This window comes from Acetobacterium sp. MES1 (assembly GCF_002237635.1).
Classification (GTDB): domain Bacteria; phylum Bacillota; class Clostridia; order Eubacteriales; family Eubacteriaceae; genus Acetobacterium; species Acetobacterium wieringae.
Window position 1 is genome coordinate 1 of sequence record NZ_MJUY01000034.1, and the last position, 13,612, is coordinate 13,612.

Genomic DNA, 13,612 nt, shown 5'->3' on the forward strand with positions numbered 1-13,612 from the left:
CCGGAGCCCTATTTGCCACGCTGGGACTTAATATCGCTTTTCGTATTTTTACCTTATTTATTAATCATTCAACCAAATACAGTACGCTCTATGGCAGTCTGGGCGGACTTTTTGCCCTGATGGTGGCCATCTACTTTATTTGTGTCATTTTGAATCTGGGGGGGAAGATTAATCTGTACTGGTCATTATATCAAAACAATGAATTGCCGTTCCCTTTTTAGCCACGACTTTGGGTTTATAATTGTCAAAATATTTTTTTATTTAAAAAGATGCCCGATCAATAACAGGACTTGTGATAAAATAATAGGTGTTTAATTCACCCGATTCCAACCACATACGAAAGGACACATCTACCATGAAAAAAACCGATGCCCATGTAGATTCAGCCACTAACCGGCGTTTTCTCAGCTACCACTATTTTGGTGCCCACCTGAATGAAAAAGGGGTCACTTTTCGGGTTTGGGCCCCCCAGGCCCAGAGTGTTTCGGTTGTTGGAGATTTTAACCATTGGGACATCACCACTCATCCCATGAAACATGTTTCTGGTGCCCGTGGGATTTGGGAGCTGGATATTCCGGATCTCTCGCAAGGTCTACTTTATAAATATGCAGTTCGCCAAAAGGATGGTGAGTTGGCCTATAAAGCCGATCCTTACGGCTTCTATAGCGAGGTAAAACCAAAAACAGCCTCCATTATCTGGGAACTCGATGGTTATACCTGGCAGGATGACGCCTGGTGCCAAAAAAGAAATGAAACCAATTGGCTCAATATGCCGATTAATATTTACGAAGCCCATCTGGGTAGCTGGCGGCGGAATGCCACTGGGGACTATCTGACCTACCATGAGCTGGCCGAACAGCTGGTTCCCTATCTAACCGAAATGCACTATACGCATATTGAGCTGATGCCGATTATGGAACATCCCTTTGACGGTTCATGGGGTTATCAACTGACCGGTTATTACGCTGCTACTAGCCGCTACGGCGATCCCCAGGGCCTGATGCATTTCATTGATTGCTGTCACCAGGCTGGCATCGGTGTCATTCTGGATTGGGTGCCCGGTCACTTCTGCAAAGATGATCAGGGTTTACGTCATTTTGACGGTACCAGTCAATACGAGTTTTCTGAACATCAGCAATGGGGTACGATGGTCTTTGATTACGGTAAGCCGGAAGTCCTCGATTTTCTCATCTCCAATGCCTATTTCTGGTTTGACCGTTACCATGTCGATGGACTGCGCATCGATGGAGTCGCCAGCATGATTGAACTAAACCACGGACTTGATGGCGAACCTTACCGCAATGCTCAGGGTGGTACCGACCGTCTGGAAGCGCTGGCCTTCCTCCGGGAACTGAATACCGTTATTTTTCGGGATTTTCCCTTTGCCATTATGTCAGCCGAAGATTCCACTGCCTATCCGATGGTCACCTGGCCGGTGGACAAGGGCGGCCTGGGCTTCAACTTGAAATGGGACATGGGCTGGATGCATGATACCCTGGATTATATGAAAACCGATCCAATGTTTCGGAATCGCTTCCATAATCTGTTAACCTTTTCGATGGCCTATGCCTTTAATGAGAACTTCATCCTGCCCCTTTCTCACGATGAAGTGGTTCACAGCAAACGAACCATCCTTGATAAAATGTTTGGGGATTACAATATGAAATTCGACCAGTTCCGCCTTCTCTTTGGGTATTTAATGACCCATCCAGGTAAGAAACTGTCATTTATGGGGAACGAGTTTGCCCCCTTCCTGGAATGGCGGGTGGATGAATCGCTGGAATGGTTCCTACTGGATTATCCCAAACACCGGGAAGTTCATACCTACATCAAAGAGCTCAGTAAGTTTTATCGCAAAGAAAAAGCCCTCTGGATTGATGACCACAGCTGGGCTGGCTTTGAGTGGCTAGAACCCAACAACAGCGAACAAAGCATTCTTATTTTTAAACGAATGGGTGCCGAGGACAAAGATACACTGATCACCATTATCAACTTCTGTCCGCTAAGCTATACCGATTATCAAATTGGCGTTCCGACTGGCAGTAATTATCGACTGGCCTTTAATTCCGATGACAGCAACTATGGCGGGACTGGTTTTAAAGTGAAAAAAAACGTGAAGGCCCAGCCTATCCCGCTTCATGGTCAGGATTATTCGGTTTCCATCAATATCCCCCCCTCCGCCATGGTCGTTTTAAAAGCGGTTGTCCCCAGGACAAGCGCCAAAAACAAACCAGCACCGGTTAAAAAAACAAAAACTAAAAAATAAAGACACTCTTTATTGAAAGGAACAACCATGAATTCTTCAGAACGAGAAAAAATAAAAGCCGCTTATAAGGCCACCTTTACCAAGAAAATCGAAGAAGTTTCGGGAAATTGTCTGGCTGAAGCGTCCCTACTTAAACAATACCAGGCCCTGGCTGAAATGGTGATGGAAAGCATCACCTCGCAATGGGCTAAAACCAACTCCCTCTATAACAAAAATGAATCCAAGCAAGTTTACTTTTTTTCCATCGAATTTTTGATTGGACGCCTGATGAAGTCCTATCTCAGTAATTTAGGCGTGGAAGACCTGGTTCAGGAGTGCTCTGTGGAAATGGGGCTGGATTATGAAGCCATTCTTGCCCAGGAGTCTGACCCCGGGTTGGGCAATGGCGGTCTGGGAAGATTAATGGCCTGCTATCTGGATTCTTCTTCAGCCATGGGAATGCCTGCTCACGGTAATGGCATCCGTTATAAATACGGGCTGTTTGAACAACGTATTATCAATGGCGAACAGATTGAAGTGGCCGATAACTGGCTTAAAAACGGCTATCCTTTTGAAATCCGCAATCCCGATAAGTCGGTCATTGTCAAATACTACGGTCAGATTCATTCTGAAAATATCAATGGCAATCTGACCTTTGTCCACGAAAACTACGAACCGATTATGGCTGTTCCCTTTGATGTTCCAATTAAGGGCTACCGCAATGAAACCGTGAATTCGCTGCGACTGTGGAGTGCCGAACCGCTGGAAGCCTTTGACCTGCCCAGCTTTAATCAGGGCCATTTTTTAAACGCAGTTCGGCATAAGTCTGAAGCCGAAGCGATCAGCCAGATTCTTTATCCCAATGACAATGGCTTTGACGGCAAACTACTGCGTCTCAAACAGGAATACTTTTTTGTCTGCGCCGGAATCAAGCGAATTGTTGTGGATTTCAAACGTTCCAATAATAATTCGATGGATGGCTTCAGCGATAAAATTTGTATTCACATTAATGATACCCACCCGGCACTATGCGGCCCCGAACTAATGCGGGTACTAATGGATGAAGAAGGCCTGGGTTGGGATGACTCCTGGAAAACCACCGTCGCCGCCTTGAGCTTCACCAACCACACCGTCCTACCGGAAGCTCTTGAAAAATGGCCGGTGGATATGATGAAGGATCTACTGCCGCGGATTTATATGATCATTGAAGAAATTAACCGCCGGTTTCTGCTGGAGCTGGATAACAAATTTCCTTACGATCTGGAACGTAACCACAGCCTTTCCATTATTCGGGATAACTATGTCCATATGGCCAGTCTGTCGATCGTATCGAGTCATTCGGTAAATGGTGTCGCTGCCCTGCACAGCAAAATCCTCCGGGAAGAAACCTTCAACGGTTATTACCAGGTCTTCCCCGATCGGTTCTACTCGGTAACCAATGGCGTCTCACCCCGACGCTTTCTGATGAACAGCAATCCGGAACTAAAAACACTGATTACTGAATCCATTGGCTCAGCATGGGAACATAACCTGTTCCATCTAAAGAAGCTGCTAAACAATATTAACGATCCGGTTTTTTATGAAAAGTTTGATGGCGTCAAATTGGCAAATAAGATCCGACTCGCAAATTACATGGCCAGCCACAACAATATCAACGTCGATCCCCACTCAATTTTTGATATCCAGGTTAAGCGGATTCATGAGTATAAACGACAATTGCTAAACGCCCTCCATGTCCTCTATCTGTATAATCGACTCAAGGAAAACCCCAACCTGGAAATGGCCCCCCGAACCTTTATCTTTGCCGGCAAAGCGGCCCCCGGCTATTACTATGCCAAAGAAGTGATAAAACTGATCACCGCCATTGCCGAGCTGGTCAATGCCGATCCGACCCTCCATGACAAATTGAAGGTCGTATTCCTGGCCAACTTCAATGTTTCCCTGGCCGAGATCATCTATCCGGCGGCCAATATTTCCGAACAGATTTCAACAGCTGGCAAAGAAGCCTCCGGCACCGGAAATATGAAATTCATGATGAACGGCGCCATCACGCTGGGTACGATGGATGGCGCCAATATCGAAATTCTTGAAGCCGTTGGTCCCAGTAATATTGTCACCTTTGGTCTGTCTGCCGATGAGGTACATCACTATCAAAAGTACGGCGGTTATCGCTCCATCGACATCTTTGAACAGGATCCCCGGATTCAGCAGGTTCTTCACCAACTGATTGACGGCACCCTGGGACATGGGCTCAGCTTCCAGGCGATCTATGATTCACTGCTGTTGTACAACGATGGCTACTTTGTTCTAAAAGATTTCAGTGCCTACGCCGATGCCCAAAATCAGGTCGATCACCTCTTCCGCAATCCGACCATTTGGACTAAAATGTCTATCAGCAACGTCGCAAATTCCGGGATTTTCTCAAGCGATCGTTCAATTGCCGACTATCAACGAGAAATCTGGAAAATCATTTAAGGAGGTATCACTTTGAATACTGAATGTGTCGCAATGCTCCTGGCGGGCGGTCAAGGCAGCCGCCTCGGCTCACTGACTTTTAATAACGCCAAACCTGCTGTTTTATTCGGCGGAAAATATCGAATTATTGATTTTCCGCTTAGCAACTGTATGAATTCGGATATCGATGTGGTCGGTGTTTTGACCCAGTACCGCCCCTATATCCTCAATAATTATATTGGTGATGGCTCAGCCTGGGCCCTGGATCAGGTTCAGGGTGGCGTCCACATCCTGCCCCCCTATATGGGGCAGAAAGGGGGCCGTTGGTATTCAGGAACCGCCGATGCCATTTATCAAAATCTGGATTTTATTGACCGCTTCGATCCCGAATATGTGCTGATTCTGTCCGGTGATCATATTTACAAGATGGACTATTCCAAGATGCTGGCCTTTCACAAACAGAAAGAAGCCGACCTGACCATTGCCGTGATGGACGTTCCTTGGGAAGATGCTCACCGCTTCGGTATTGTCAACACCGATGAGGATCATTGCATTAAGGAGTTTCAGGAAAAACCAGAACGTCCTAAAAGTAACAAAGCCTCCATGGGCATCTATATTTTTACCTGGAAAGAATTAAAAAAAGCGCTGCTTGACGATGCCGGAAACCGGGAATCGGAGCACGACTTTGGCCATAACGTAATTCCCATGCTCCACGAAAGTGGCAAACGGATTTTTGCCTACCCTTACTCCGGTTACTGGCGGGATGTGGGCACCGTCCAAAGCTATTATGATGCCAATATGGATCTTTTGGATTGCAACTGCGATTTTGATCTCAGCGATCGTAATTTTCGGATCTTCTCCAATAACACCAGTCGCCATCCCCAATTTATTGGCCCTCAAGCCAAGATCAGCAACAGTCTGATCTGTGATGGATGCATTATTTTTGGAAAAGTTGAGAACTCCATTTTGTCCCATGATGTGGTGATTCATAAAAAAACCAGCTTGAAAAATGTCATTGTGCATACCGGAGCCATCATTGAGGATGGTGCCATTTTAGAGAATTGCATCGTTGGGGCCCGGGCTAGAATTAAAGGCGATGCCCGCTATATTACGGACCCCACCGAACCCGCTCCGGAAATACATGTCATCAATAACTGAAAGGATTGAGAACAAATGAAAAATGTTGCTGGACTTATCTTAAATGTCGATGGCGAGGATGACTCCCTAAAGGATTTTCTTTCCCATCGCAGCCTGAGCACCCTGCCTTTCGGCGGACGTTATCGCCTCATTGACTTTACCCTTTCCAATATGGTCAATTCTGGTTTATCCCATATCGGCGTCATCGGGTCTCATAAATACAGCTCCCTGGTCGATCATCTAGGGACTGGTAAAGAGTGGTCCCTGAGCCGAAAAACTCAGGATCTCTCAATCCTTTCGGGATCAAACAATTACCATATCGGACGGCTGATTAAGGTTAATCTCCGTAATCTTCAAAATAACCGGGGCTTTCTGGATGCCACTGGGGCCAAACATGTGCTGATTGCTACCCCCAATCTGGTCACTACCTTCGATTTTCGAAATGCCTATGATATCCATTTAAAAAATGACAGTGACATCACCCTGATTTTTAAGAAAGATGATCCCCTTTATCATCTCAAGGATAACGACCTCTATCTGGAATTTGCCAAAAACCGGGTCAGCGGTCTCCATTTCAAACGGGAACATACCACCGGACATTTTTTTACAGAGATGTTTTTTATCAAAAAATCCATTCTGATGGAATTACTGGATCTCAGTGAACGTACCGGTGACTGGGATTTGCTGGATATGATCAAATACAATATCGATACCCTCAGGGTTTTTGGCGCTCAGCATACCGGTTATATCAAACGGGTGAACTGCCTGGAGAACTATATGAAAACCAGTATGGATCTGCTGGAATATGAGATTATGCAGGAACTTTTCCTGGGCAAAAATTCCATCCATACCAAGATCAAAGATAACCATCCCACCCTCTATGAAGATCCCGCCCAGGTGTCCAATTCGATTGTCGGCAGCGGCTGCATCATTGAAGGAAACATTACTCACAGCATTATCTTCCGGGACACTAAAATGAATGTTGGTTCACATATCCAGAATAGTATCATCATGCAACGGTGTGATATCGGGCGAAATGTTAATCTGAATTATGTGGTCATGGACAAGGACACCAAAATCAGCGATCACACCACCTTAGTTGGCAAACCCCATGCTCCCATTGTTTTAAAGAAAGGCACGGTAATATAAATGTTAAACGTCCTATTTGTCACTTCTGAAGCATATCCTTTTTCAAAAAGTGGTGGATTGGGAGATGTGCTGGGCGCTCTGCCAAAATCCTTTCCTGACGATGTTAAAACCCAGGTAATCCTGCCATATTACAGCACCATTCCCGAAGAACTACGTCAAAAAATAAAGCCCCTTAAACACTTTCAGATGTGGATGTCCGATACTCTCCACTATTGCGGGCTTTTGACTGCTGAGCACGAAGGCGTTACCTTTTATTTTATCGATAATGAAGCCTTTTTCAAACGCCCCTCGCTATACGGTTATTATGATGACGGTGAACGATTCAGCTTTTTTTGCCGAGCGGTGCTGGACTCCCTGCCACTGCTTGATTTTACTCCGGATATTGTTCACTGCAATGACTGGCAGACTGCTGCTGTGGCCTACCTGCTCAAGCATCAGTACCGCCGGGCTTTTCCCAATACAAAGGTGGTTTTCACGATTCATAACATCCGTTATCAGGGGGTTTACGGCTTTCATGATATCAGCCCCTATCTGCACCTGGGCTTTCTACCCTCAGATTTGGAGTTTTATGGAAAAATCAATCTGATGAAAGGGGCGCTGTACGCTGCCGATCTGATCACCACCGTCAGTCCTACCTATGCTGCCGAACTGAAAGACCCCTATTATGGTGAAGGCCTGGATGGCGTGATTCGTCACCTTGACCAGCAGGTCGTCGGGATTCTCAATGGCATTGACGAATCCATTTACGATTCCAAAACCGATCCAGCTTTGTTTGTTCCCTATGATAACCCGGAGAAAAAGAAAGTGGAAAACAAGAAAGCATTGCAGGAATATTTCGACCTGCCCGTCCGGGGAGATGTCCCTATGGTCTCGATGATCACCCGTCTGGTTGAACAAAAAGGATTGGATCTGGTATCCAACGTCATCCATGAAATTTTACAGCTGGATCTCCAGCTTGTTATTCTGGGAACCGGTGATGCCATTTATGAAAATCTGTTCCGGAGTATCGCTTACAACTACCCTGATAAAATGGTCACCATCATTGACTTTGATGAAGCGCTGTCCCGTAAAATCTATGCCGCCAGTGATTTCTTTCTGATGCCCTCCAAATTTGAGCCCTGCGGACTCTCTCAGATGATTGCCATGCGTTATGGCGCTGTCCCCATCGTTCGGGAAACTGGCGGCCTCAAAGATACCGTCACCTATTTTAACCCCAAGACAAAGAAAGGTAATGGTTTCAGCTTTGCAACCTACAACGCCCACGACATGCTTTTTACTATTCAACATGCCGTATCCCTGTATCATAATTCTCCCGCTGCCTATAAAAAACTGGTGAAAAACGCCTATAACACCCATTTTGACTGGAAACAATCAGCTGACATTTATCTTTCATATTATAATAAATTAATGGAGTGATAATATTATGAAATTTCGTCATCATTCATGGGAACTGGCCTTTCGATCGCCCTTTGGCGCACTGCCAATTGGCAATGCCGTCACACTGCGGGTTTATGCCACTGAAATTGAAAAATTAAAACTGCGAACCTTTTTTGATAACCAGGAAGTAACCCACCCGATGATCAAATCCCGGGATATCAATTATTGGGAGATCACTCTGGATATGCCCACAATTCCCGGCATCTTCTGGTATGACTTCAGCTTTGAATCCCGGGGCCGAGCCTATGCCTATGGCACCCAACACGATCACTTGGGGGGTGAAGGGCGGATTTATGAAACAAAACCGCCGTCTTTTCAAATTACGGTTTATGACCCGCAGCGACAGTCTCCAGCCTGGTATACCCAAGGGATCATGTACCAGATTTTTCCCGATCGTTTCCATCGAGGTGCCGACTTTGATCTGAATAATTTCCATCGGGATGCGATGCTCCATCCCAATTGGAGCGATACCCCCCACTATTTCCGGGAAAAAGACGGTAGTATCAAATACTGGGATTTTTTTGGCGGCACCCTGGAAGGGATCACCGAAAAACTGGACTATCTGCAAAGCTTGAACATCACCATTTTGTATTTGAATCCTATTTTTAAATCCCGTAGTAATCACCGTTATGACACTGGTGATTATATGACCATTGATCCTGCTTTAGGCACCCAGGAAAGCTTTGAAAGGCTGGCTTCCGAGTGTCAAAAACGGGGTATCGCCATCATTCTGGATGGGGTTTTCAGCCATACCGGTGATGACAGCCTATACTTCAATCGTTATGAGAATTATCCTGGGGTTGGTGCCTATCAATCAAAAGAATCTGATTACTATCCCTGGTATATCTTTTCTGATTATCCCGATACCTACTCATGCTGGTGGGGCGTTGATGCGATGCCAAATACTGACGAAATGCATCCCAATTTTCAGGCCTTTATCTATAAGAACAAGGATAGTGTGATCCGTCACTGGATGACTGCCGGCGCTTCTGGTTGGCGGTTGGATGTGGCTGATGAACTGCCGGATCCGTTTATCAAGGGTCTCAAAGCTGCCATGCTGGAGGAAAACCCTGACAGCATTCTGATTGGTGAAGTCTGGGAGGATGCCTCCCGCAAAGTGGCTTATGATGAGCTGCGCACCTATTTTTCCGGTTATGAATTGGATGCTGTCATGAACTATCCATTCCGGGAGACCTTTATCGACTTCATCCTTGGGGAAAAAAGCTCCGGACTCGCCGCCCGGATCATGATGTCACTTTATGAACACTATCCCCGAGAACAATTTATGGGAAACATGAACCTGATTGGCAGCCATGACCGCCGAAGAATTCTTAACGTCCTCGGTGAAGCCTACAAATTTTTAGGCAACCATTGCCATAAAACCTATCGTCTGGATGATGCCCAGTATGCCTTGGCCGTAAAACGCTTAAAACTACTCAGTTTGATCCAGTTTACCTTTCCGGGGGTTCCCTGTTTGTATTACGGTGATGAAGCCGGGGTTCAAGGCTTTGAAGATCCCTATAACCGACGTACCTACCCCTGGGGGAATGAGGACCCCGATCTCCTCGCCTGGTATCGAATGATCACCAAGCTGCGAGCCGAGCATTCGGTCTTTCAAAACGGCACCTGGAAACCCTATGAGGCCAGTGATGATCTTTTCGTTTTTGAACGACGAGATGAAGATGCCCTCTGTTTTTGCCTGTTTAACCGCAATACGCGAGCCGTTCACTTGTTTAAACACCCGGATTTTGCCGGCTGCGAAGGTTTAGACCTGATTTCCGGCGAGGCCGTTGCATTGAACCCCATCGTCCTCCAGCCACTTTCATCTGTCATTGTAATGGTCACACCCCACTCCTGTCAGCTCATATAAACAAAAAAGATTGCGGGTAGCCGTAATCTTCTTTTGTTTTTTTCTGATGATAAAGGGTATTAAAATAAAGATTTACCTTCTCCATAAATAAAATCGATTAAATTGCGAACTTTAAAATACTAGTTTATTACACGAAAGGAATACTCATGAAACCATCACAACGCCTTGAAGAAATCGCCGCATTTAAATCTGCCTATACTAAAAAGATTGAAGAAGTTTCCGGTGAATATCTTGCCGAGTCATCCGTACTCGATCAGTATCAAGCTTTAGCGGAAATTGTCATGGATAAAACAGCTTCCCAATGGGCGAAAACCCGGTCTCAATACGATGAAATCCCCCACAAGCGGGTTTATCTGTTTTCCATTGAGTTTTTGATTGGCCGGCTACTGAAAGCCTATGTCAACAGTCTGGACATGGAGTATACGGTCAAAACTGCCATGGCTGAACTGGGCCTTGATTATGAAACGATTCTTAGTCAGGAAACTGATCCGGGTTTAGGAAATGGTGGATTGGGACGATTAATGGCCTGCTTTTTAGAGTCTTCGGCCACCCTGGGATTTCCCTTTCATGGCAATGGCATCCATTATAAGCACGGTCTTTTCGAACAGAAAATTATCAATGGTGAACAGGTTGAAGTGGCCGATAACTGGCTACGACACGGTTATCCCTTTGAAATCAGAAAACCCAATGAGTCCGTTGTTGTAAAGTTCTATGGTAATCTTCATTCTGAAAAAGTCAATGGGGTGCTGACCTTTGTGCATGAAAACTACGAACCAATCTTAGCCGTCCCCTACGACATCCCCATTAAAGGATACCACAATAATACCGTCAATTCGTTACGGTTGTGGAGTGCAGAACCGATTGAAGAGTTCGACCTGCCCAGTTTCAACGAGGGGCAATTCCTTGATGCCGTCCGTCATAAATCCGAGGCTGAGGCAATTACTCAAATTTTGTACCCCAATGATAACAAGTTTGATGGTAAACAATTGCGTTTGAAACAGGAGTACTTTTTTGTCTGTGCCGGTTTAAAACGGATGATTACACGTTTTAAACGATATAACAACAATTGTTTGGATGATTTTGCCGAAAAAATCTGTATACACATCAATGATACCCATCCCGCCCTCTGCGGCCCTGAAATGATGCGCATTTTTATGGACGAAGAAGGATTAAGCTGGGACGATGCCTGGAAGATTACGGTCAACTCACTGACCTTCACCAATCACACCGTGCTGCCTGAAGCCCTGGAAAAATGGCCGGTGGACATGATGAAGTTTCTACTGCCGCGGATCTATATGATTATTGAAGAAATTAACCGCCAATTCCAGGAAGATTTAAGAATAAAATCGGGACTTAATGAACTGCAAATCAGTTCATTATCAATCATTCAGGACGGTCAAGTCAACATGGCTAATCTGGCCATAATTTGTTGCCACTCCGTGAATGGTGTTGCAGCCCTTCACAGTAAAATTTTAAAAGAGGAAACCTTTAACGGTTATTACAAGCTCTTTCCCGAACGTTTCCGTTCTGTTACCAACGGGGTTACGCCCCGTCGTTTCCTGATCAACAGTAACACGGGTCTGCGGGATTTGATTACTGAATCCATTGGTACCGACTGGATCAATAATCTTTATGCCCTTGAAAATCTGATGAATTTTAAAAACGATGCCTCGTTTGTTGAGCGGTTCAATCACATCAAACTGGAAAATAAAATTCATTTATCCAACCATATCAAAAAGAACAATCATATTGATGTAAACCCCGAATCGATTTTTGACATCCAGGTCAAGCGCATTCATGAATACAAACGACAGCTTCTGAATGCTTTACAGATCCTCCATTTGTATAATCATTTAAAAGCAAACCCCTATTTGGAAATCGTCCCCCGTACCTTTATCTTTGCTGGCAAAGCAGCCCCGAGATACTATTTTGCCAAGGAAGTTATCAAACTGATTAACGCCATTGCCAGCCTTGTCAATAATGATAAAGATATCCGGGATCAGATCAAAGTTGTCTTTCTGGCAAATTTCAACGTTTCTTTAGGTGAAATTATTTATCCTGCCGCCAATATTTCCGAGCAGATATCGACCGCTGGAAAAGAAGCATCTGGCACCGGCAATATGAAATTTATGATGAATGGCGCTGTTACCTTGGGTACCATGGATGGTGCCAACATTGAAATTCATGAGGCCGTCGGTGATGACAATATTATCACCTTTGGCTTGTCCGCTGATGAGGTTTCTCATTATCAAAAGAACGGCGGTTACAGTTCAGTCCAAATTTATGAGAATGATGAGCGAATTCAAAAAATCATGCATCAACTGATTGACGGTACCTTTGGTCACCTGGCTAGTTTCCAAAGCATTTACGACTCCCTGCTCTTGTATAATGACACCTATTTTGTTCTAAAAGACTTTGACTCTTATGCCAATGCTCAGGATCAAATCAATAAGCTCTATCAGGATAAAAACAAATGGTTTGAAATGTCTCTTTGCAACGTAGCATACTCCGGCCTATTTTCCAGCGATCGCGCAATCCTGGAATACCAGAAGAATATTTGGAAGACACTGTAGATTATGCCCCCTCCTTTCCCTTTTTTAAAGAAACCCCGACCGGATTTTAATCTGGTTGGGGTTTCTTTATGGTCTGCCATTTTTCTTTCTAAAATACATTCGTCTTAAACGGTTCCTAAGGCTCCGCTGTGCTGCGCCTTCGTCGCGTCAGTCGCCAGATGGCTCCTTCCTTAAAAATATAAAAAGAGCCTTCGTCTCAAACGGCTCCTAAAGTTACTGCCATCTAATGAATCCGTGCAACTCCGTCGCAGCTATCGCTGCGCCTGCGTTTGGGGCTTCGCCCCATAAAAAAATAGATTCATAATGAAAGATATTAAGTATCCTTATATCTTTCTCATAACTTTACTGCCGTTTACTCGCTCATGCGACGAAGGCGTAGCTAGCGCTGCGCCTTCGTCGCGTCAGTCGCCAGATGGCTCCTTCCTGAAAATATAAAAAACTTTCATCTCAAACGGCTCTTAAAGTTACTGCCGTCTAATGAATCCGTGCAACTCCGTCGCAGCTATCGCTGCGCCTCCGTTTGGGGCTTCGCCCCATAAAAAAATACAGACATAAACATTGATTTCCAAGTGAACTTGAATCAATATTTATGTCTGTATTTTTTTGCACGACTTCATTAAAAAAAAATCCCGCAACGTCCTATCCTCCCAGGCAGTTGCCCACCAAGTACTTTCGGCGCTGGAAGACTTTACTTCTGTGTTCGGTATGGGAACAGGTGTGGCCCTTCCGCCATCGTCGCGAGATTCA

8 protein-coding genes and 1 rRNA gene are annotated in these 13,612 nt (G+C 45.2%); 8 read left to right on the top strand and 1 reads right to left on the bottom strand.

Features of this window, described 5'->3' with window-relative positions:
- The 8 genes from BI182_RS10465 to BI182_RS10500 all read left to right on the top strand — a co-directional run.
- The coding region (locus BI182_RS10465; RefSeq protein WP_353744765.1) for a YhjD/YihY/BrkB family envelope integrity protein at positions 1-221 on the top strand (221 nt) is incomplete at its 5' end.
- Between the two features lie 134 nt (positions 222-355).
- The gene (gene glgB, locus BI182_RS10470; RefSeq protein WP_286807787.1) at positions 356-2,266 is read left to right on the top strand and encodes a 1,4-alpha-glucan branching protein GlgB; all 1,911 of its coding nucleotides are present in this window, start codon (positions 356-358) and stop codon (positions 2,264-2,266) included.
- Positions 2,267-2,293: 27 nt separating this feature from the next.
- On the top strand, positions 2,294-4,720 hold the full coding sequence (locus BI182_RS10475) for a glycogen/starch/alpha-glucan phosphorylase (RefSeq protein ID WP_286807788.1): 2,427 nt from the start codon (positions 2,294-2,296) through the stop codon (positions 4,718-4,720).
- A gap of 12 nt (positions 4,721-4,732) precedes the next feature.
- A complete protein-coding gene (locus BI182_RS10480) occupies positions 4,733-5,857 on the top strand; it encodes a glucose-1-phosphate adenylyltransferase (RefSeq protein WP_263992922.1) in 1,125 nt (374 codons plus the stop codon).
- Between the two features lie 15 nt (positions 5,858-5,872).
- Positions 5,873-6,985, top strand: coding sequence for a glucose-1-phosphate adenylyltransferase subunit GlgD (glgD, locus tag BI182_RS10485; protein ID WP_070369675.1), 1,113 nt, complete (start codon positions 5,873-5,875; stop codon positions 6,983-6,985).
- The gene (gene glgA / locus BI182_RS10490; protein ID WP_148638058.1) at positions 6,986-8,401 is read left to right on the top strand and encodes a glycogen synthase GlgA; all 1,416 of its coding nucleotides are present in this window, start codon (positions 6,986-6,988) and stop codon (positions 8,399-8,401) included.
- Between the two features lie 7 nt (positions 8,402-8,408).
- Positions 8,409-10,292 carry an alpha-amylase family glycosyl hydrolase gene (locus BI182_RS10495; RefSeq protein ID WP_286807789.1) on the top strand — a complete coding sequence of 628 codons (1,884 nt, stop codon included), beginning with the start codon at positions 8,409-8,411 and terminating at the stop codon, positions 10,290-10,292.
- Between the two features lie 146 nt (positions 10,293-10,438).
- A complete protein-coding gene (locus BI182_RS10500; protein WP_286807790.1) occupies positions 10,439-12,865 on the top strand; it encodes a glycogen/starch/alpha-glucan phosphorylase in 2,427 nt (808 codons plus the stop codon).
- A gap of 626 nt (positions 12,866-13,491) precedes the next feature.
- On the opposite strand, the gene rrf is transcribed toward BI182_RS10500, so the two are convergent.
- Positions 13,492-13,608 (bottom strand): 5S ribosomal RNA (rrf, locus tag BI182_RS10505).
- Positions 13,609-13,612 lie beyond the last annotated feature (4 nt).